The organism is Paenibacillus piri, from assembly GCF_004354045.1.
GTDB lineage: Bacteria > Bacillota > Bacilli > Paenibacillales > NBRC-103111 > Paenibacillus_S > Paenibacillus_S piri.
Genome location: NZ_SMRT01000005.1, coordinates 167,501 through 189,105, shown reverse-complemented (window position 1 = coordinate 189,105; position 21,605 = coordinate 167,501). Strand labels below are relative to the sequence as shown.

General features: G+C 54.2%; 19 protein-coding genes (1 of these 19 cut by a window edge). 7 read left to right on the top strand and 12 right to left on the bottom strand.

The genetic code is table 11. The annotated features are described in order from the left end of the window. Positions 1-81 precede the first annotated feature (81 nt). Entirely contained in the window at positions 82-426 is a 345-nt protein-coding gene (locus tag E1757_RS13415; RefSeq protein WP_133228823.1) for a hypothetical protein, read from the bottom strand. 343 nt (positions 427-769) lie between these two features. Here E1757_RS13415 and asnB point away from each other — a divergent pair, with 343 nt between their 5' ends. Continuing rightward, complete coding sequence (gene asnB, locus E1757_RS13410; protein ID WP_133228821.1) at positions 770-2,614, top strand: asparagine synthase (glutamine-hydrolyzing); 1,845 nt, start codon at positions 770-772, stop codon at positions 2,612-2,614. A gap of 70 nt (positions 2,615-2,684) precedes the next feature. On the opposite strand, the gene E1757_RS13405 is transcribed toward asnB, so the two are convergent. From E1757_RS13405 to E1757_RS13395, 3 genes are all read right to left on the bottom strand, one after another. Further along, positions 2,685-3,332 carry a non-canonical purine NTP pyrophosphatase gene (locus E1757_RS13405; protein ID WP_133228819.1) on the bottom strand — a complete coding sequence of 216 codons (648 nt, stop codon included), beginning with the start codon at positions 3,330-3,332 and terminating at the stop codon, positions 2,685-2,687. Further along, a complete protein-coding gene (gene rph / locus E1757_RS13400) occupies positions 3,313-4,077 on the bottom strand; it encodes a ribonuclease PH (protein WP_133228817.1) in 765 nt (254 codons plus the stop codon). Before rph ends, E1757_RS13405 begins: the two co-directional genes overlap by 20 nt. 662 nt (positions 4,078-4,739) lie before the next feature. Continuing rightward, positions 4,740-5,783 carry a GerMN domain-containing protein gene (locus E1757_RS13395; protein WP_133228815.1) on the bottom strand — a complete coding sequence of 348 codons (1,044 nt, stop codon included), beginning with the start codon at positions 5,781-5,783 and terminating at the stop codon, positions 4,740-4,742. A gap of 229 nt (positions 5,784-6,012) precedes the next feature. Here E1757_RS13395 and E1757_RS13390 point away from each other — a divergent pair, with 229 nt between their 5' ends. Continuing rightward, positions 6,013-6,891, top strand: a complete 879-nt coding sequence (locus E1757_RS13390) for a sensor domain-containing diguanylate cyclase (protein ID WP_165972104.1) — start codon at positions 6,013-6,015, stop codon at positions 6,889-6,891. A 15-nt stretch (positions 6,892-6,906) separates the two neighbouring features. Continuing rightward, entirely contained in the window at positions 6,907-7,428 is a 522-nt protein-coding gene (locus tag E1757_RS13385) for a phosphatidylglycerophosphatase A family protein (protein ID WP_133228811.1), read from the top strand. A 127-nt stretch (positions 7,429-7,555) separates the two neighbouring features. Here E1757_RS13385 and E1757_RS13380 read toward each other — a convergent pair whose 3' ends face one another. Then, positions 7,556-8,347 (bottom strand): DUF1836 domain-containing protein, encoded by a 792-nt coding sequence (locus tag E1757_RS13380; RefSeq protein ID WP_133228809.1) that lies wholly within the window; start codon positions 8,345-8,347, stop codon positions 7,556-7,558. A gap of 274 nt (positions 8,348-8,621) precedes the next feature. Between E1757_RS13380 and E1757_RS13375 the strand changes: the two genes are divergently transcribed. Continuing rightward, complete coding sequence (locus tag E1757_RS13375) at positions 8,622-9,953, top strand: hemolysin family protein (protein ID WP_133228807.1); 1,332 nt, start codon at positions 8,622-8,624, stop codon at positions 9,951-9,953. A 47-nt stretch (positions 9,954-10,000) separates the two neighbouring features. Then, positions 10,001-11,044: a sporulation integral membrane protein YtvI gene (gene ytvI / locus E1757_RS13370; protein ID WP_133228805.1), complete on the top strand. Its 1,044-nt coding sequence runs from the start codon at positions 10,001-10,003 to the stop codon at positions 11,042-11,044. 21 nt (positions 11,045-11,065) lie between these two features. Here ytvI and E1757_RS13365 read toward each other — a convergent pair whose 3' ends face one another. From E1757_RS13365 to E1757_RS13355, 3 genes are all read right to left on the bottom strand, one after another. Then, positions 11,066-11,971 carry a Ger(x)C family spore germination protein gene (locus E1757_RS13365; RefSeq protein WP_133228803.1) on the bottom strand — a complete coding sequence of 302 codons (906 nt, stop codon included), beginning with the start codon at positions 11,969-11,971 and terminating at the stop codon, positions 11,066-11,068. A gap of 315 nt (positions 11,972-12,286) precedes the next feature. Further along, positions 12,287-13,270, bottom strand: a complete 984-nt coding sequence (locus tag E1757_RS13360) for an MBL fold metallo-hydrolase (RefSeq protein WP_133228801.1) — start codon at positions 13,268-13,270, stop codon at positions 12,287-12,289. 6 nt (positions 13,271-13,276) lie between these two features. After that, on the bottom strand, positions 13,277-14,017 hold the full coding sequence (locus E1757_RS13355) for a class I SAM-dependent methyltransferase (RefSeq protein ID WP_133228799.1): 741 nt from the start codon (positions 14,015-14,017) through the stop codon (positions 13,277-13,279). Positions 14,018-14,330: 313 nt separating this feature from the next. On the opposite strand from E1757_RS13355, the gene E1757_RS13350 reads away from it, so the two are divergent. Beyond that, positions 14,331-15,542: an ROK family protein gene (locus tag E1757_RS13350; protein WP_133228797.1), complete on the top strand. Its 1,212-nt coding sequence runs from the start codon at positions 14,331-14,333 to the stop codon at positions 15,540-15,542. Positions 15,543-15,554: 12 nt separating this feature from the next. After that, positions 15,555-16,535 carry a formylglycine-generating enzyme family protein gene (locus E1757_RS13345; protein ID WP_133228795.1) on the top strand — a complete coding sequence of 327 codons (981 nt, stop codon included), beginning with the start codon at positions 15,555-15,557 and terminating at the stop codon, positions 16,533-16,535. Positions 16,536-16,666: 131 nt separating this feature from the next. Here E1757_RS13345 and E1757_RS13340 read toward each other — a convergent pair whose 3' ends face one another. From E1757_RS13340 to E1757_RS13325, 4 genes are all read right to left on the bottom strand, one after another. Continuing rightward, on the bottom strand, positions 16,667-17,698 hold the full coding sequence (locus E1757_RS13340) for a Gfo/Idh/MocA family protein (RefSeq protein WP_165972103.1): 1,032 nt from the start codon (positions 17,696-17,698) through the stop codon (positions 16,667-16,669). Between the two features lie 28 nt (positions 17,699-17,726). Continuing rightward, on the bottom strand, positions 17,727-19,346 hold the full coding sequence (locus E1757_RS13335) for a gamma-glutamyltransferase family protein (protein WP_133228791.1): 1,620 nt from the start codon (positions 19,344-19,346) through the stop codon (positions 17,727-17,729). A gap of 199 nt (positions 19,347-19,545) precedes the next feature. After that, entirely contained in the window at positions 19,546-20,727 is a 1,182-nt protein-coding gene (locus E1757_RS13330; RefSeq protein ID WP_133228789.1) for a DNA sulfur modification protein DndB, read from the bottom strand. Next, positions 20,727-21,605: the 3' portion of a DGQHR domain-containing protein gene (locus tag E1757_RS13325; RefSeq protein ID WP_133228787.1), read on the bottom strand. 258 nt of this gene lie beyond the right edge of the window; only the last 879 of its 1,137 coding nucleotides appear in the window; its start codon lies beyond the right edge, outside the window; its stop codon occupies positions 20,727-20,729. Before E1757_RS13325 ends, E1757_RS13330 begins: the two co-directional genes overlap by 1 nt.

Sequence of the window (21,605 nt, the reverse complement as noted above, 5' to 3'; positions counted from 1 at the left end):
GTCACAAAAGGCGACGGCCGGCGGGCACAAAAAAACAACGGAAAAGGCGATCCTCTCCGCTGTTCGGAAACGTTGCTCGATTTAATTGATTTTCATTGCCGCTTGAATCAGCTTGGCTTTAACTTCCGGGTCCTGATCGATAAAAGCATACATTCTGTCGACCGCTTCTTTGTTCTGCAGGTAGTCCTTTTCACTTTGAATCGCTTCATGCGACCATTGCAGCAGCGACTTTTCGGCGGCACCCAGCTTGTTCAGCGCATCGTGCAGGCCGGTCTGATCGATCAGCTCCTCCAGCTTCTCCTGGGTGACGACGCCGAGCAGCTTAACGGTCGTCAGCTTATTTTGAAAAGCCTCGTTCGCTTTTTCGAAGCGCTCTTTGGCCTCTTTGTATTCAGTCTGTTCTTTGACTAACTTCGTTTTTTTCATACGTATGACCACCTCTTCAACTTGATTGGTTCTTGATCCGGCTAGAAGAACAGCGTGTCGGTACATTTGATGACCGGGGTTCTATTCCTTGAGCCGTTTGGTTGCTTCCCTCCCGAACGTCTTACGGTTAGAGTGGGATATTCGGTCTTGTTCTATTCATCGGATATGGCTCGGCCTTGAACCGTTACCGCATAGTGTAAACGTTAAACGTCATTTTGTCTATCTTTTCCTGTTGATCGGACAGACATTTTCTGTTTCGTCAAAGCATAACCTTTATCATCATGCTTTCTTGTCGAACGGCTTGGCTTTTGTCGACAAGACACGCTAGGAAGGGATGAAAACTATGTGCGGCATAACCGGATGGATCGATTGGCACAAAGATTTAACCCAATATCCGTCTATTCTGGAAAATATGACGGTTACGTTATCAGATCGCGGTCCGGACGCTTCCGGCACCTGGATCACTCCGCATTGCGCGCTTGGACATAGACGTTTGAGCGTTATGGACCCGGCCAACGGCGCACAGCCGATGATCCGGAAATATGGCGAAAATACGTTTACCATCGTTTACAATGGAGAATTATATAATGCCCCAGAATTAAAAAAACAATTGGAGCTGCGCGGACATTCGTTCTCGACGACTTGCGACACCGAAGTGCTGCTCGTTTCCTTTATCGAATGGGGCCGCTCCTGCGTAGACCGGTTGAACGGCATTTTCGCCTTTGCCGTCTGGAACTCGCTTGACCAATCCTTGTTCCTTGTCCGTGACCGGCTCGGCGTCAAGCCGCTGTTCTATTCCTACGATAACGGGCGGCTGCTGTTCGGCTCGGAGCCGAAAGCGATATTGGCGCATCCCGATTTCCCCGCCCAAATCAGCGGCGAAGGGCTGGCCGAAATTTTTGCCATCGGCCCTGCACGGACACCGGGGCACGGCGTCTACCGCAACATGTCCGAGCTAAAGCCGGGACATTGCATGACGATGGACCGCAACGGTCTTCATGTCCGGGCTTACTGGAAGCTGGAGAGCAAGCCGCATGAGGACGACATCGATACGACGGCCGGGCGAATTCACGATATATTGCAGGACACCGTCATCCGCCAGCTGGCGTCCGACGTGCCGATCTGCACGCTGCTGTCGGGCGGACTCGACTCCAGCGCGCTGACGACATTTGCCTCCAACTATTACAATTCCAGCGACATGGGTATCATTCATACTTATTCCATCGATTATGTGGACAATGACAAGCATTTCAAAGCAAATACATTTCAGCCTAATTCCGACGCTCCATGGATCAAACGGATGACTGAGTTTCTCGGCAGCGAGCATCATTATCTGGAATTCGACACACCCGAGCTGGTCAGTGCGCTCAAAACGGCCGTTTACGCCCGCGATTTGCCGGGCATGGCCGATGTCGACGGCTCGCTTTATTTATTTTGCCGGGAAATCAAAAAGGACGCCACGGTTGCCGTTTCCGGAGAAGCGGCCGATGAAATATTCGGCGGTTATCCCTGGTTTCATCGCGAGGAAGCGCTGAACGCAGATACGTTCCCCTGGTCGCTCGCCACCAAGGACCGGGTTGATCTGTTAGCGCCCGATTTCATCCAATGGGTGAAGCCGGAGTCGTACGTCAAGGAGCGTTACCGCCAAGCGCTTTCCGAGGTGCCGCGGCTGGCCGGCGAAAACCGGCAGCAAAACCGGATGAGGGAAATGTCCTATCTCAATATTACCCGCTTCATGCCAACGCTGCTCGACCGTAAGGACCGAATGAGCATGGCCGTCGGGCTTGAGGTCCGCGTACCTTTTTGCGATCACAGGCTTGTCGAATATGTATGGAACATCCCCTGGGAAATCAAGACGGCCGGCGACCGGGAAAAAGGAATTTTGCGCCGCGCGCTGCGGGGCGTCCTTCCGGAGGATGTGCTGACCCGCAAAAAAAGCCCGTATCCGAAAACGCATAACCCAAGCTATTTAAATGCGGTCAGGGCATGGGTTCTCGACATATTGAACGACTCATCCTCGCCGCTGCTGCCGTTTATCGATACGGCGAAAATCCGGAAATTGGCGGAGGGCGATGCGAGCCAATTCAATCTGCCCTGGTTCGGGCAGCTGATGACCGGCCCGCAAATGTTCGCGTACCTGGCTCAGGTGGATACGTGGTTGAGACACTATAAAGTTTCGATCCGTTAACCCGATTAATGAGGGTAGACCGGGACGGGCGATGCAGGCTTAAGCTGCGTACCCCGTCTTTATTTATGTGCTACGCATCCAGCGCCTGCCACAGCTTCCGGATCGCCTGCCCCCGGTGGCTGATCTTGTTTTTTTGCTCGATATCAAGCTCTGCCATCGTTTGGCCAAACTCCGGCAAGTAGAACAACGGGTCGTAGCCGAAGCCGTTCGCCCCGCGCGGCTCGGCTATAATCCCGCCCGGGCAGTCGGCCTCGACTTCAACGATCGGCCTCCCTTCCCCGTCGGCCAAGCAGATCGCGCAAACAAAACGCGCGCCGCTCAACGACGCCGGGGCGCCTGCCCCGCCGGCATCTCCATAAGCCAGCGGCGGCGTCCCCAACCGGCTGAGCCGCTCCAGCAGCTTGGAGTTGTTTTGCTCGTCAGATGCATGCTCCCCGGCATAGCGGGCGGAGAAGACGCCGGGCTCGCCGTCAAGCTTGTCCACGCACAGGCCCGAATCGTCCGCCACGACCGGGATGCCCAGCCGCAGCGCGATGGTGCGGGCTTTAATCCGCGCATTTTCGGCGAATGTCTGCCCGTCCTCCACGATATCCGGCATATCGCCAAAATCGAGCAAGCTTTTTACAGTCATCCCTTTTTCCATAAACAATGGCGCGAATTCTTTTACCTTGCCGGCGTTGCGCGTAGCGATGACGATGTCAGACCCGGATCGAAGCATGCGAAGTCCCCCTAATCCTGGAGGCAATGTCCGCTCCCAGCGCCGCTTCCTGCTCGCGTATCATCGCCTGTATGCCGGTCTCGGCCAGTGCCAGCAGCGCGTCCAGCTCGGCGCGCGAAAAGGGCGCGTCCTCCCCCGTTCCCTGCACCTCGACGAATTTCCCCTGCCCCGTCATCACAACGTTCATATCGACCTTGGCCCGGGAATCTTCTTCGTAATTCAGATCGAGACAAGGCTGCTCGTTGATGACGCCGACGCTGATCGAGCCGAGAAAATCGGTAATCGGATACTTGTTCAGCTTTTTTTCCTTAACCAGCGTATCAATGGCGAACGCCATCGCGACAAAAGCTCCGGTGATGGATGTCGTTCGCGTCCCCCCGTCCGCTTGAATGACGTCGCAATCGAGCGTAATCGAACGTTCGCCCAATGCTTCCAGGTTGACGACGGAGCGCAGCGCCCGGCCGATCAGCCGCTGGATTTCCATCGTCCGTCCGCCCAGCTTGCCTTTGGCCGATTCCCGCTGGTTGCGCACCTGCGTCGCCCGCGGCAGCATCGAGTATTCGGCTGTCACCCAGCCCTTGCCCTGCCCTTTCATAAAGGGTGGCACCCGCTCTTCAACGGTAGCCGTGCAAATCACTTTCGTATCGCCCACCTCGATCAATACCGAGCCCTCGGCGTGCTTGTTATAATGGGTCGTTATTGAAACGGGACGCGTCTGATCGCTTTGTCTTCCGTCTTTTCTCATTTTGATTCTCCTCCTCAGAGTTTTCCGTAGGAAAACTTTCTTCGTAAGCATGGACTCTGTTTTTGCTTCAGCAAAAACTTTCTTTGTAAGCATAGGCTGAGTTTTCCCTAGGAAAACTTTCTTCGTAAGCATGAACTGAGTTTTCCCCAGGAAAACTTCCTTCATAAGCTGCCCGTAAACAGCGGTTGATATCGTATGTACCCTTCAGCCTTCCTATTGTACCAAAGTGAGCTAATGAGTTCCAATAAGAAAACCTCTATCGAAGCCATACCAAGATGAGCGACCGCGATTTAAATGTAGGTTTGCTTGAAATGATAGAAAGCTTCAGCTCCGCTGAAAACTTATACTTTCTATCATTATAAGAAAACCTCTATCGAAGCCATACCAAGATGAGCGACCGCGATTTAAATGTAGGTTTTCTTGAAATCATAGAAAGCTTCAGCTCCGCTGAAAACGTATACTTTCTATCATTATAAGAAAACCTCTATCGAAGCCATACCAAGATGAGCGACCGCGATTTAAATGTAGGTTTTCTTGAAATCATAGAAAGCTTCAGCTCCGCTGAAAACGTATACTTTCTATCATTATAAAAGGGGAGCCGCGGCTCCCCCTTCGTCATTCATATAAATTTCGCGGTTAAACCCGTTTCGGATGTACGGTGCTTACAGTTTGATCTGGTTAATATTGGAAGGCCGGCTAACCGGCTTGCTGTAGCTTTGGTTTTCCGTTGTCGTCACCTTGGCTTCACCGTTTACGGTAATCTGTACCTTCGTTGCGGCGCCTGCATTTTCGGTGAGCGACAGCACCACAGCGTTCAAAGCTTCGGCCGGTGCCTTTTTGTCGGGACCCAGCATTTTATCCGAGAAGTCGACTGTAATCAGATCGTCCGCTTTTTTCACCTGCTTCAGCTCCGCACCCGGCGTCATGACCGCAGCCAGCCCTTTCTTCTGATCGGGACCGGAGATCAGCTGCTCGATGACAGCTTGAGCGATGTCGTTCGTACGCTTCACCATGCGGGTAACAGGCACGTAATATTTGTAGTTGTCCTGATTTTGCCCCAGGAAATACAGCGTAACCGGCGTCGATTGCCCATACTCCACGCCTTCCGGCTTTTCCAGATTGATCCCCATCATTCTCGTCAGCGGCTCGTCCAGCGGAGTGGCCCCATGGGGCATTTCGGTCATCGCCTTGCCTTCCACGCGCAGCTGAACCTTATCCACGCTCGGGAAGCCTGTCATCGTCCATGTAATTGCTTCCAAAATTTTACGCTCATCCTGTACGTTGTAATCCGTAAACTGCTTGGAAAAATCGACGATCGCAAGCTTATCCTTCGTAATGTTGATTCCTTTTATCGTCGTTCCTTTAGGAATCATTGCGGTAAAGCCGGCCGGCAGCTGCGTCGACGCCGCGCTGCCATCCACCATCGCTTCCAGCGCCTTCTTCGCTTTATCGACCGCTTTCTCGACATTGATGCCGACCGGAGCTACAAAGCCGTTGTTATCCTTGGCATAAATCGTAACCGGCGAAGGATTTTGAATGACAGTGCCGCTAACCGCCTTCACTTTGTCGGCAGCGGCATCCGCGCCGGTCGGCGGAGGATCGATCGATTGCGAATTTTCCTTCGTACCTAATGCGGAGCAGCCCGAAGTCAGCAGCACCACAATGCCCGTCACAGCCGCCCAACGAGTCCATCTGTACCGTTTCATGGATGATTCCTCCTTGATATTTAAGGGATTGTTTGTCCTTCTCTTAATCCCACTATACGAGGGGGAGACAAGTTTTATGACAACCATTTTGTGAAATTCCAAACGATTGCGGCACATTTGATTGCTTTTGGATTCCGCTTATTTTTATAATAAGATCATGGGAAAAAGGACATGCCTGCGCCGCGCGCCTGGAACGATCCTGTCACACCAATCAAAGAGGTGGAAAGCGATGGGGAACGACGCCGTTCAAGATAGTTTTTTTCGCCAATTGATCGAGCGAAGCGGTGATTTCATTCTTCGTCTCGATCTTGAGGGAGCCATTACATATTGCTCTCCCGCTTTTCTGCGGCTGATGGGGGATTGCTCGGGGACATTGCTGGGCAAGCCATGCTTCGATCTGATCTTTGATCAGGATACGGATCGCTTCCGGCATCAGTTCCGCTTGCTTACCGGGGGGCGCAAGCCATTCTTTCTGGAATACCGCTATGATACGAAGGACGGCGTTCCCCTCTGGGTCGAAGGGACCGCCTATTTATTCAATAATGAAAGCGTCCCTGAGGTAGCGCTCATCTCGCGCGATATAAGCCGCTATAAAAATGTGGAAGAGCGTTTGACCCAAATGGCCTATTACGATGCCTTGACCGGACTGCCGAATCGCCGATTGTTTCAGGATCGCTATAAGCAGGCGATTTTGCTGGCCAAAAGATACGAGCGCAGACTGGCGCTGTTTTATTTGGATTTGGACGATTTTAAGCAAATTAACGATCGTTACGGTCATGCCGTAGGCGATGAATTGTTGAAAAAGGTTGCGTCGCGGCTGCTCCATTGCGTGCGGGATCCTGATACGGTGTGCCGGCTGGGCGGAGACGAGTTCGTCATTTTGCTTCAACAAGTCGATCATTCCGAGGATATCCATAAAGTGGCGCAGCGCGTTATGAGCGCTCTGAATAAACGGTTTGTGATCGGACGCCACGACATTACGGTCGCATGCAGTATGGGAGCGGCCCTCTATCCGCAGGACGGCAGCGAGGAACAGTTGATCCAGTCGGCGGACAAAGCGATGTATCAGTCGAAAAAGCACGGTAAACACTATTCGGAGTTTCATTAATCAGGAGGGTGCAGGATGACTTATAACTTGAACTCGAAAAAAGTCAAAGACGCCGCCGACAGCTGGTTGAAGCAGCGCGGTGTGACGATACAGGATATTGCGGAGCTGACATTCTTTTTGCAAAAAGATTATTATCCGAGCCTGACCATGGAGGACGCAATCATCAGCGTCGAGTCCGTCGTGCAAAAGCGCGAGGTGCAGAATGCGATATTGACCGGGATTCAGTTGGACATACTCGCCGAAGAAGGCAAGCTGCTCTCTCCCCTGCAGGAAATGATCGAAAACGACGAAGGCCTTTACGGCTGCGACGAGGTGCTCGCCCTTTCCATTGTCAATGTGTACGGGAGCATCGGATTCACCAACTTCGGGTATATCGACAAGCTGAAGCCGGGCATCCTGAAAATGCTGAACGATAAGCACGGCAAGCACAAGCATACGTTCCTCGACGATATCGTGGGAGCGATCGCGGCGGCGGCCAGCAGCAGGATTGCCCACCGCAAGCAGGCCGAGAAAGAAGAACAGCAACAGGAAGGATAGCGTGCTTTTCAAAAGCCAACCAAATTAGCCTCCCTCTCTACGCATCGCCGCGTGAAAGGGAGGCTTTTCATTGTTTGCTCTGCAGGCTCTCGATCGCTGTCCAAGTTAGTTCCTAGTTGTTCGCCGTTCAGCCGTTCCGGTGGTCTTCATCCAGGCTGTGAAGAAACAGCGTGGCATTCATATATCTCCTGGCCAGTGAATGGAAGTAAGCGGTTTGAACGGACACCATGGCGATAAACAGCAAATTGCGCACCGCCTTTTTTTGCTGCGGGTTCAAATGGTTCAAATGATGCACGTATTGATCGGCTTTTTGCCTGATTGTGGACTCGGTCAGCGCGTCGTAGTTATGCTTGCCCGCCCCATGCCCCTGCACGTCGAGCAGCTGGTCGTTATTGGCGTCCATTTCCTCAAAAAGCATGCTGTAGGCCGCATATAAATCGACGGGTCCGAGCAGATCGTCGGATTCGTCGTCCGGCTGCTGGAACGCGATTTCGAACAGCTTGCGCAGCGACTCGAAATCGAGACAGTTTTTCAAATCGTCGATGATGAACAGCATGGCTGCTTGATCGACCGAATATTTTTTTCCTATTTTGGGCGCCCCTAAAAACTCCTTGAAATCCCTTTTCACCCAATTTTGCATCGAAGTGATCGAAACGTTTGTATATTCTATTTGATTCCCGAGCGATACTATATCTTGTAATGAAAAACCTTCAACATGGTTGCTTTTGATCATCTTTTCCAATATGGGGGGCAGATGCGTGGACAGGAATGCGGACAATGACGTCCCATATTCCATCCCGGCCGAATGGTTTTTCTTCCAGGCTTCCTGCAAAACGGTTAACGGTGCTCTCGTTGCTCTTCCTTTCATGGAGAGGAGCATGATGGCCATATCTTTACGGGTCAATGTGAAAGTTTCCAATCGGGCTCCTCCTTTCGACGGTCAGCGCCGCTCAACAGATTTCGAGTTCATTTGAACTCATCATAAATCGAATCCAAACCGTTTGTCAAAGGAGATAATAGCCGATTTCATCAGCAAGCGACCGGTTACTTCAAAAAAATGATCGTAAATTGAACATCCCGGTTCATCATCGCATTTTCATATTCTTATGACTTACTTTATAATGGGTTCATAAGAACTTATAAATAAACGGTTCTTAAGTTTCACAAAATTTTCTTCACTAAGGAAGGTAAAAATGGGCTTAAATTTGTTTCTCGTCGCAGTTCTTATCCTACTTACCGCATTTTTCGTCGCTACGGAGTTTGCCATCATTCGATTACGCTCCAGCCGGGTGGATCAGCTCGTTCTGGAAGGCCGCAAAAACGCAGTCGCCGTACAAAAGGTAACCAGTAATCTGGACGGCTATTTGTCTGCCTGCCAGCTGGGCATTACGATCACTGCGCTAGGTTTGGGTTGGCTCGGCGAACCGACCGTGGAAAAAATACTGCACCCGCTGTTTCATTCATTGAACATGGGTAGTGAGTTGAGCGGTCTGCTGTCATTTTTGATCGCCTTCATTGTTATTACGTTCCTGCATGTCGTATTGGGCGAGCTGGCGCCGAAATCATTGGCGATTCAGAAGGCGGAGCAGATCAGCCTGTTGACCGCGAAGCCTATAATGATGTTCTATAAAATCATGTACCCCTTTATTTGGGTGTTAAACGGCTCGGCCAACCAGCTCATCAAATTGTTCGGGCTACAGCCGGCCAAAGAGCATGAAGAAGCGCATTCCGAGCAGGAAATCCAGATCATCGTCACGGAAAGCTACCAAAGCGGTAAAATCAACAAATCCGAGTACGGCTATGTGAACCGGATTTTCGCCTTTGACGATATGCTGGCCAGAGAAATTATGGTGCCGCGGACCGATATGGTATGCTTGTATACGAACAATACGATGGAACAAAATCTGGAGATCATCCGCCGCGAGCAGTACACTCGCTTCCCGATCGCCAAGGAGAGCAAGGATCATATCATCGGCATTATGAACACGAAGCAATTTTTCTTGAATTACGACAACAATCCGGACTTCGATTTTCGCAAGCTCGTACATTCGGTCCTTACGGTTCCCGAGCATATGCCGGTCAACGCCCTGCTGAAAAAGATGCAGCTGGAGCGGGTGCACATTGCGATTCTCGTCGATGAATACGGCGGTACGTCCGGACTCATCACCATGGAGGATATTCTTGAGGAAATCGTTGGCGAAATCCGCGACGAATTCGATGAGGACGAGGTTAAAGAAATTGAAAAGATCAATGACAACACCTACATTTTCGACGGAAAGGTACTGCTGAACGAGGTGAACGATCTGCTTGGCTCGAGTCTGGAAAACGATGCTGTGGACACGATAGGCGGTTGGGTATATACGAAGGCGCCCGAGATCGCGACCGGCAAACAATGGCAGTATGACGGCCTGACGTTTACGGTATTGAAAAAGGACAGCCACCGCATCCGCAAAATCGAAATCAGCAAACTTGCACCTGAACTGGCTGCAACCGTCCCATTGGAAAAGAGCCCTTTGTCATCTTAATCCGAAGCCGGAATTTTCCGGCTTTCTTTTGCGGGGAGAACATGCGAATGCCGACTAAAACGATTGTATTTATTATAGTCTCGATTGTGCTGCTGTACGGCCTGTTTACGGTCGGCTTCCCATTCTTGCTGGCGCTGGTTACGGCAATATTGATGGAGCCGCTTGTAAAGTGGATGATCCGTTATTTGCGGTTCAGCCGACTGATCAGCGCATCGGTTGCCTGCAGCCTGCTGATCGCGGTCATCGCAGGCTTATTTTTTCTGCTCGGCAGAAAAGTTTATTTGGAGTTCGTCGAGTTTATAGGCAAGCTGCCCGTTCTATTGAATGAAGCCGATCATTTCGTCCGGGAAGCGCTGACCGGCAAAGGCATTTTGTACCGCTCGTTTCCGGAGGAATGGGCCGGATATATTCAGAGCGGCCTCATTCAAGGAATGGATGCGATCACGGACGGTCTGAACAGGATACTCACCTCCGCTTACGGAATCGGGCTGAATGTCGCCAAAACGCTGCCGAACTTCTTCATCCTTATTGTTGTGTTCATCATCGCGCTGTACCTGATCAGCATCGGCCTGGAGCAAATCAAGAACAGCTTTCTGGCCTTGTTTTCCGAGGAATCGCGCGGAAAAATCAATGTCGTACTGGATCATCTCCGTGTGGCGATCATCGGTTTTTTGAAAGCTCAGTTGATTCTCAGCCTTCTTACATACGCCATAACGCTGGTCGGGCTCATTATTATCGGCGCGCAGTACCCGCTGGCCGTCGCACTGCTCGTCATTATCGTCGACCTGCTGCCGATTCTCGGCACCGGGTCGGTGCTTGTCCCTTGGGCGGTATACAGCTTTATCCAGGGGGACGTATTCATGGCCGTCGGTCTTGTCGTGCTGTTTCTTGTCATCACGGTATTCCGCCGCATCGCCGAGCCGAAAATCGTCGGCGATGCGGTTGGCATCGGGGCGCTGTCCGTATTGGCGAGCCTGTATATCGGGTTCAAGCTGATCGGCGTCACCGGCTTGTTCCTCGGTCCGATTGTCGTCATCTTCTTTCATGCTTTAAAGAAGGCGGGGGTCCTCAAGCTCAACATTCAAGTATAAGAGCGGCTAACCGCGCCGGGCTCACGAAGACATATGCACCCGCACCTCGATCGAGGCGCGGGTCAACGCCGTGCGCCACCGCTCGCCGGTCCAAGCGCCGCGGTACAACGAGCGCACCGTTTGGCCGATATCGAGCGGGTCCGCTCCTTGCAGCTGCAGGCTGCGCAGGAGGACGCTCATCCTTTGCGCCATGCTGTCGGCGGCGGCAGGCCCACGCAGCGCCTGCGGAGCGCCGGGTCCCGCGGTGACGGTAACCGACGCGTTGATTACCGGCGCCCGCAAATCCCCGTTGCTGCTCCATGCCGTCCGGCAGCTCATGCCTTCCAACGCCTGCCCGTCGAGGCAGGCCAACAGCTCCAGCTCCTGCCCGTTCAGCAGGAGCGCCGGTTCCCGGCCGCGAAGCACGGCGGCCTGCACTTGGACGCCGGCTGCTCCGCCGGCCCGGCTTAGGTAAGGCATGACGGCGTCGCGCTTCATCCCGTCACGCCGCTGCCGGAAGCCTGCCAATTCTTCGGCCAGCCGCTCCAGCTCCGGCAGCCATTCCGCGGCAGGCGCCCGGTTCATCAACAGATCGGCCTGTCCGTCGACCATCGCGATGACAGGCCGCGTTCCCGCAGGAGATTGCGGCAGCTGCCGCGGCAGCCCATAAGCCGGAACCGTGCCGTGCCGCCGGACAAAGCCGCTGCCCAGCAGCACGACGAGCGGCGTTCCGGCATCGGAAAGCGCCGTGATTCCGCGGTTCGGCAAGCTGGTCAGCTTCATGGTCCCTTCCTCGGACACATCCAGCGCTATGACCTGCGAGGAAGCGTGCGCAGCCGCTTCCGGCCTGACGGCAGCTTCATGGGACGGGCTTTCCTTGGAACAGCCCGTCAAACCTGCAGCCATTGCGATTATAAGCAGCAGCTGTCTGCTTATCGTCATTCTCATCCATTATGCACCCTTTCCTGTCAAAAACCAGATGCTCTCATTGTTCCCAATTTTCACCAAACTAATGTAAAGTTGTCGCAACCTCGCTTAAATATTGTTATAACCGTGCGAATCCGTATATCCTGCCCTGCTGCGCGATGTCTTCGGGAACTCCAAAGCCTGCGGAGTGGAGCCGAGAATAGAACAGCAGAAGCCCCTCCGCACGCGCACACCGGGGGGCTTCTGCTGTTCTATGAGCAACCGCCTGCTGCGGAGCAGAGGCGGCAGCGATGCTGCGAAATCATTGGATTCCATCCTTTGAAATAGCCATAGCCATTAGCGCGCTTGGTATACGATCAGCCCATCCTGCTCCCGCTCCCGGATCGTTCCTGCCTCCCGCATATAGATGAGATGAGCCAGCGTCTCAGACAGCGCGAACCGCAGCTGATGAAGCGTCAGCTTATGGCCGAATGTATTCCTGCATACGTGGTAAGCCGTAAGCGGCTGTTCGACCAGCATGGCGCGCATCAGCTCCAGCCGGGACTCATGATGCGCGATCAGCTCCTGCGTCCTATGGGCAAATGACGTGAACGGCTCGCGGTGACCCGGGTAAGCCCATGCAACGTCATACCGGCCGATAGCTTCCAGACTCCGCAAAAAACTGCCCAACGGGTTATCGTCAATTCCTCCCGGCAAATAACTGACGTTCGGCGATATTTGCGGAATCACATGATCGCCGCACAGCATCACCTTCGTCTCGGCCCGGTAAAAGCATACGTGGCCGGACGCATGACCCGGCGTATGCACCGTTTCATATTCGTGATCGCCCAGCCTCAACGGATCGCCGATACGAATCGGAGTTATTTCCGGCTGTGGCGATACAAGAGGGACGAAGCCGGCCATATGATCCTCCATCGACAGCAGCATTTCCTCGGGCATCCCGTTGCTGCTGAACAAGCGCAGCAGCGCAGCCGCCATCGGCTGCCCATCCCCCCACAGCAGGCGGACCTGATGATGGCCAGCCTCCGACATGAGGACGGGAGCTCCCGACCGCTCCTGAAAAAAACCGGCCAATCCGTAATGATCCGGATGATGGTGAGTCAGCACGATCTGTTCGATATCGCGGAAGCCGATGCCGAGTTCGTCCATAGCCTGCACCCAATGCTGCTCGGCGGCTTCCGTATGCAATCCGGGATCGATCAGCGTAAATCCGGACGCTCCGCGGATCAGGTAGCTGTTCACCCAGCGCAGCGGAAACGGCAGCGGCACTTTAATTTGACAGACATTATCGTTATGCAATGTATGTAAGCTGCTGCTCATAAAGCGTTAAAGTCCTTTCCGGCGACCGACGAAAATCATACGTTTCGACTCCGCTTGATTGTAGGAAGACGCATCGTACCCGCCGTAAACATGCAGCGTTTCGAGCCCCGCCCTGTCCAGCATGCTTATAAAGGCTTCCCGGCTGAACAGCTTCACCTGCTCCGAGTACGTACGGTCCGGCAGCTCCGCTTCGCGGATTACGATCGTTTTGCGCACAAAGCCGTCTTCTATCTTACGCGATTCCTCGATCGTACAGCCGCCCTCGACCCGGCTGGAAAAAGGAACCAGATGGGCCGCAACCTGCCCGGGATTAAGGAAGTCGATAATAAACTGGCCTTGCTCCGGCGTCAGCAGCCGGCTTACTTCCCGCAGCACCCGCTCATTCTCTTCATCTTCGTCAAAATAACCGAATGACGTAAACAAATTGACGACCGCATCGTAGGTACCATCAAGCGGCACCTGGCGCATATCCCCCTGCAGCCAGCGCACCTTGCCCTCGGTGTCCAGCCGCTTGGCTTCGCGCAGCAAAACGTCCGACAAGTCGACCCCCGTTACCTTATACCCGAAATCCGTCAGCGCCATCGAATGTCTGCCCATCCCGCAGCATAAGTCGAGCACCTCCGCGCCGGCGGGCAGACGAAGCCATTCGATCATCTTCTTGACCTCGTTGTAAGCCCCCTCCATATTCCGGTGTCTATATACCAGCAAGTAATCATCGCCAAAGCTTTTTTTATACCATTCCGACATGCCCATCTTTCTCCTCCCGAAATAACTGCCGCCTTGAAACCGACCGTGAATTTCGGCAGCGTATAAGTTAGCAACATACAGCAATCTTATCTTAACAAATTATATGAGGAAGTCACAATGGATTGGCGGCGAAACTTGCCGGGACCGCAATCGTGAAACGTCTTGAACCGTATGGTTAAGCGTTGGCAACTCGTGTATAATGGTACATTAAAAGGAAGCCCTAAAAGTCCGGAGAAACAAGCGGAAAGGGCAAGCGTCACGGGAAGCTTCATGTACCCGGGTAACGTTAACACGGCATTAGTGGAGGAATCGCATGCAGGTAGTATCGATACAAGAGCGGATCGGCAGCCGTAAGCATAAGGATATTTACGAACGGATTCGCCGGCAGGGAACCGTATCTAAAATAGAATTGTTGGAGCAGAGTGAAATGACCGGCAGTACGCTGACCCGAACGCTGGAAGAGTTAACGGCTCAGGGCTGGCTGATCGAAGCCGGATTGGGGGAGTCGACCGGCGGAAGACGGCCGATTCTGTACCAGACGAACCCTGATGCCGGCTATGTGTTCGGTCTCGAAATTTCCCGGCTGAGCACGAAGCTGATATTATGCGATCTGCATCTGAATAAGCTGGCATCGCAAAGCTGGCAAATGGACAGCACCATGACGCCGGCGAAACTGCTGCCCGTTATTGCCGATTCGGCAATCGCCATGTTGCAATCCCGCAATATTGAAGCCGGACAAGTGCTCGGGATGGGAGTCGGAGCGGTCGGGCCGCTCGATCGCTTTACCGGCACGATCCTGGAGCCGCTTTATTTTCCGGCGGCCGGATGGCGGAACGTACATGTTTCCGGTTTTTTGGAGGAGCGGCTCGGCATCCCCGTCAAGCTAGACAACGGGGCCAATACGGCGCTTATCGGCGAATCCTGGTCGGATCGCAATCGCGACTACCGCCATCTGCTTTATATTCATGCCGGTGTAGGCATTCGCTCCGCCATGATGTCCAACGGCAAGGTCGTTTATGGAGCCGTCGATATGGAAGGCTCCATCGGGCAAATGATTATCCAGACGGACGGACCGAGACTCGGAGACCACGGCAACTACGGCAGTCTGGAAACATTCGCATCGATTCACGCTTTGGAGCAGCAGGCCCAGGCCAGGCTGAAGCAAGGACGGGAAAGCTCGCTGCGCTACAAGACGACCGATCCCGGCGAAATCAACTTCGCCCACCTTATGCAAGCGCTTCAGGAGAGCGATCCGTTGACGGTTGAAATTTTTTCGCAGGCGGCCACCTATTTCGGGATAGGCTTGTCCAACCTGCTGAACATTTTACACCCGGAAAAAGTCATACTCGGCGGTTCGCTGATCAGTACCCACCCCAGTTTTTTTCAAATCGCGACACGAGTGGCGATCCGCAATACGTACCACTATCCGAACTACCAGGTCGTATTCAGCCAGGGCCATCTGGGAGAGGAAGCGCTGGTGGCCGGCGCTGCGATTATGATCATTAATCAACTTACCGAATTATAGGGGGAATATCGAATGAACGAACAAGTAAAACCGTCCTGCTGCGGCTCAACAAGCAGATCGGCGGCGCAAAACGAAAAAACGGCCCATATGGACGGCCGCCGGGAAGCTCCCGCGAGCCCGCCATCGGTTTCTTATGCGGCCGACCGGATGATTTATTTGGCCGGAGGCGAGTTTTTGATGGGAACCGACGATCGGGAAGGTTTTCCTCAGGATGGCGAGGGTCCGGTTCGCGCGGTGACCGTCAGCCCCTTTTATATCGATCCTTATACGGTCAGCAATGCCGATTTCCGCGAGTTCGTCATGGCTACCGGCTATAAAACCGAGGCGGAGGCGTTCGGCTGGTCGTTCGTTTTTCATTTGTTCATATCCCCGGAAACCGCAGCCCGTGTCAAGCATGTCGTACAAGGATCACCGTGGTGGTGGAATGTGGAGGGAGCCGATTGGGCTCATCCGGAAGGGCCGGATTCGTCCATTGAGGAACGGCTTGATCATCCGGTCATCCATATTTCCTGGAACGACGCTAATGCCTACTGCCGTTGGGCGGGCAAGCGGCTGCCGACGGAGGCGGAATGGGAATTTGCGGCACGCGGGGGTCTGGTGCAGAAGCGGTATCCGTGGGGAGATCTGCTGAAGCCGGGCACCGACCATCTGTGCAATATTTGGCAGGGCAAATTTCCCGAAAAAAACAATAGCAGCGACGGCTACGCCGGAACCGCTCCCGTCCATTCGTTCCCGCCCAACGGCTTCGGCTTGTACAACATGTCCGGCAATGTGTGGGAATGGTGCGCCGACTGGTTCAGCCCGACCTGGCACCAAACCGCTCCCCGTTTCAACCCGAAAGGTCCCGGACAGGGACAAGCCCGCGTCATGCGCGGAGGCTCTTATTTATGTCATAAATCGTACTGCAACCGGTACCGTGTCGCCGCCCGCAGCTCCAATACGCCGGACAGCTCGTCAGGCAATATGGGCTTTCGCTGTGTGGCTGATGCATGACGAATGACGCTGGCGGGCGGTGCCGGTAGACGATACCCTGCGGATGATAACGGTGGACGGCGCTGTATACTTACGGGCAGCACGGATGAGTCATTCTCACGGGTGACGTTGATGAATTATGCTGATGGAATTTACTTGCCTACGGTAACTTCTTTTCCGGTACGCGCCGACTCGTAAATGGCGAGAATTAAATCAACCGACTTCCTGCCCTCTTCACCCGAGATGAGCGGGTCGCGGTTTTCGCGGATCGCCCGGATCAAGTCGTCGACCAGCAGGTAATGACCGTCATTGGCAATTTGCAGCGGATCGTTTTTGGCGCTTACCCGGGGAGCTACCTTCGGCGCCTCCTCGTCGCTGTCGGCAAACTTCCATTGCTTAAAGCCCGAGTCGTCAAAAATGATCGTTCCTTTTTCCCCGTGCAGCTCGAAGCGCGTATCCTGCCCCGGATAAACGGAAGTCGTCCCTTGCAGGACGCCGAAAGCGCCGTTCTTGTACTTGACGACGGCGACGGCCGTATCCTCCACCTCGATTTCGCGCACGAGCGCGGAACAGTAGGCGAAGACCGAGTGAACGTCGCCCATCAGCCATTGAATCAGGTCGATCCCGTGGACACCCTGATTCATCAATGCCCCGCCGCCGTCAATGGCCCAAGTGCCGCGCCAGCCGGCGCTTTGGTAATATTGCGGGCTGCGGTAGCTTTTCTGGTACGCGTCGCCGAGCACCAGCCGGCCGAGCTTGCCGTCGTCGACCGCCTTTTTGGCGACGATCGACGCCTCGGTCAACCGGCGCTGAAAGACGCAGCCGAGCTTTACGCCCGCTTTGCGGCAGGCCGCGATCATTCGCGTCATGCTGTCGGATGTAATATCGATCGGCTTTTCGCACAGCACATGCTTGCCCGCCTCTGCGGCCGCAATGACGACCTCCGCGTGGTAGCCGCTCGGCACCGCTACGGTAACGGCGTCGATATCATCGCGCTTCAGCAGCTCCTCATAATCCGAATATACGTGCGGGACGCCGTATTCGGCCGCCAATTTGTCCGCTTTCTCTACGGCAACATCGGCGATGGCTGTCAGCTCCGCCTGGGTGTTTCCGGTTATCGCCTTCGCATGCGAGGGCGCGATAACCCCTCCTCCGATAATGCCGAACCGCATTATGTCGTTCATTTCCATTCCCTCCTTTATCCTGTTCATCTCACCAGACCGCAATATGACCGTCCGTTCGCGGCTCCGTGCCGCCGATCAATACTCCGGACGATGCATCCCTCCATATGATTTGTCCGCGTCCGAACGACAAGGAAGACGGGTTGCGGACAATGTGATGTCCACGGCGCTGCAACGCTAGTGCAGCCGCATCCGGAAACCCCGGCTCGAGCTCTACCGTCATCCCTTCCTTCCACTGCCAGCGAGGCGCATCGAGCGCAGCCTGCGGGTTCAAATGAAAGTCGATCATATTCGTCACGACCTGCACATGCCCCTGCGGCTGCATAAAGCCGCCTATTACGCCGAACGGGCCGACCGCCTCTTTCCCTTTCGTCATAAATCCGGGGATGATCGTATGGAACGGTTTTTTGCCGGGTTGCAGCGCATTGGCCTGTGCCGGGTCGAGCGAGAAATCCGCTCCGCGGTTTTGCAGCGCGATGCCGGTCTCCGGTACGACAATGCCTGAGCCGAAGCCGGTGTAATTGCTCTGGATAAACGAGACCATGTTCCCTTCGCCGTCGGCGGCAGCCAAATAGACGGTGCCTCCCCTGGGCGGCTTGCCCGGCTTCGGCGCCGCCGCCCGAGCGCCGATCAGCTGCGCGCGCTCCCGCCCGTAAGCGTCGGACAGCATGCCGGCTAACGAAGCCTTCATAGCCGACGCATCCGCCACATGCTCGAAGCCATCGGCAAACGCGAGCTTCAGCGCCTCGATCTGCCGATGGTACGTATCGACGCCATCCCGGGCGGCAGGGTGGAAATCGAACCGCTTCAGCATATTCAGCGTCATCAACGCGACAATGCCTTGCCCGTTCGGCGGTATTTCCCATATATCATAGCCCCGGTAATTCACTTGGATCGGCTCGACCCATTGCGGTTTATACGCAGCCAAATCCTCTTTGCTCAAAAATCCGCCATGCTCCTTGACGCAGCTGTCGATTCGTTCGGCCAGCTCGCCGCGGTAAAACGACTCCGCCTCCGTCCGGGCGATGGACCTCAGTGTGGCCGCATGATGCGGATACGTCACACGATCACCCGGCTGCGGAATGCGGCCGCCGGGAGCGAACGTCCGGTACAGCGCAGCGAACGCGTCGCTTTTATCCAGCTTGTCGAATTTATTGAATTCGTAAGCGAGCAATGCGCCAAGCGTAGCCGAAACCGGAAACCCCCGCTCCGCGTACACGATGGCAGGCTCCAGCAGCTCCGCAAACGGCAGCTTGCCGAAGCGCCGTGACAGCTCGGTCCATGCGGCCGGCGCTCCTGGCACCGTTAAAGGCACGATGCCGTATAGCGGCATCGTCGCAAAGCCGCGCTCCCTGAGCGCATCGATCGTCAGACGCTGCGGCGCCGGCCCGCTGGCGTTCAAGCCGTGCAGCTTGCCGCCTGTCCACACGAGCGCGAAGGCGTCGCCGCCGATCCCGTTGGACGTAGGCTCCAGCACGGTCAAGCTCGCCGCCGTCGCAATCGCGGCATCGATTGCATTGCCGCCCCGCTTCAGCATGTCCAGCCCGGCCTGAGCTGCCAATGGCTGAGATGCGGCGACCATGCCGTTACCTGCGTAAACGGCCGTCCTCCTGGAGGCATATGGATAATACTGCGGATCGAAATCGAACATGGCTCTCACTCCTTTGCCATCGTTTCAAGAGCGGCGATGAACTTGTCTCACTTGAAACATATACATATTCGGGCTCGGAAATGCTATTTTCACGCAAAAAAACCATCCCGCTCCGCTTCACCCAATGTGAGCAGAGCCGGGATGGCCTGTTGCTTGAAAATTATTTTGAATGGACGATAACCGTCCATAATGTTCCACCTTATGCCGTCGAAGCTTCGTCCGCTTCGTCTCCGACAGGGTCACCGTGCAGCTCTTGAAACAGCTGTACGAGCTTGCCGTGCTTGCGCAGCGACTTTTCATGAATGAGGTTCAACTTGCCGTTGTCCAACGTTCCGAAACGCTCAACCAGTTGTTCATTCTCCTGCGACCAATCGAAGCCCTCGAATATACTAAGGCAGGAGGTCCAATTTTTCGAATACTTCCCATCCTTGTACAAATGTCCGTTGGCATATAAAGCGATGCTTTCCTGCATGGCCCTGTTGGCCGAGTTGAACTGCGGAAGTCCCGGCTGTTCCGGCATTAACGGCAGCAAGGTGCTGTAAAACTGATGCAGGATTTCGATATAGATCGACGGGTCTTGGCGTATTTTGCGCGCCAGCTCGTAGGAAGGCTGCATTTTTCCGGTAAACAGCATCGTTGCGGTCGAATACATCCAGCTGAACGACGTAAAGTTTTTGTTATACGAAGTCAGATTCGCACGCCGCTCGACTCCGGCTCCTTTAAGGAACACGTTGTGATCGACAACTTGCTGAATGACCAAATTCAACGGATCGATGCTGTCGAACGAATGTCCCAGCTCCTTGCTGACCAGCTGCACCTTCGAGTTAATGTCGCCGAACAGCTGCTTCTCTTCCTCTTCGCTAAGCCCGATATAAATTTGCACGGCCAGCTCGCTTTCCATCAGCTCAAGGCGGCGGCGCTCAATTTGCTCGACAAGGCCCTGCATCTGCTCAAGCTCCTGCTTGATCTCCTCGTTTTCCGGGGAGCGGCGCTGCTTGATCGTCAATGCGGCGACTTTTTTCTCGTGGCTGCGCACTTCCTTCAGCATTTGCTCGTTTACGTAGCCGAGTGCGAGAATCCGGTGCTGCCCATCCAGAATGCTGAGCTTCGAGCCGGGACGCAAGTACAGGCCCTTGTCCATTTTGGCGAGCGAGCTCACCTCGCGCAGCGACAAGGTAACAGGTCCGAAAAAGACGCGGTCCAGTTCGCGCTCCTGCAAATAATTCGAAATTTTACGGCGCTGACCGCCGCTCAACTTACGCTGTACCATCGGATCGATGGAAGTGTAGTTCAACAAATCCTGCACTTGTACAGCCACTGTAGCCAACCCGAATTTTTCGCAAAACGGGTGAATCGTCATATTCAGGCAAAGTCCATCCATTAACCAGCGTCCTCCTTGTCACGGATCAGAAACAGGTGATGCTCCTGATAAAAGTCTTTTATATATTGATAAGCTTTGACGATACGAGAGCGTCTCGGCAGCCGGTCCTTCTCATCGCCCACGTAAATGCCGTTCCAATCGATATGAGGCAAAATTTTCATCGCGTACTCCAGCGCATAACGGTTAAACGTACCGGTTTTGGACACTTCGTCGTGGAAAAACATCGCCAAAGCGATTTGGATATTTTCCGTCCAGCACAACTCGCCCTTCGCAGGCTCCGGCAAATAACGCAGCAGCGTATCGAAGTACAAGGAAGCCAGCTTCTGATGCTCCTCCACTTCCTTATCCTCAAAATAATAGCCGTTGTTGCGCGCCGCCGATTTTAACCGGCCCTCGAACAGACCGACCAAAATTTCAACCAGCAAATGATACGAAAATAAAAACTCGGGCCCTTTTCCGCGCTCCGTATACATATCGACGGAAATTTGTTTCATCGCCGGGTCCTGCTCCGCCATTTGGGTGGCCAGCACATGGTAAAATCTGCGCTGCTCCCTTAGCACGGCAAGGTTGCCGCCGATTTTACGCGGAAGCTTGTTAATGTCCGAGAACAGCTGGCGCTCTTGACGGGCATTGATATCCAAATAAATCATGGTCGACATCGGGAACGAATACAGCTTGCTCAGCTTCGCCGTAATTTCTTCCATGCGATCGTACTCCCTGCGGTCTTTCGCCCGCGCCATATTGCTTTGCAGCGTTTCCATCAGGCGGCGGAATGCGGCCAGACGGTGCTGTCCATCGACGACATACAGCTTTTCAATCGCTTGTAAGCGGTATACCTTTTGCTCAGGATCGTATTCTCCCGCGCCTCTTGCCGACAA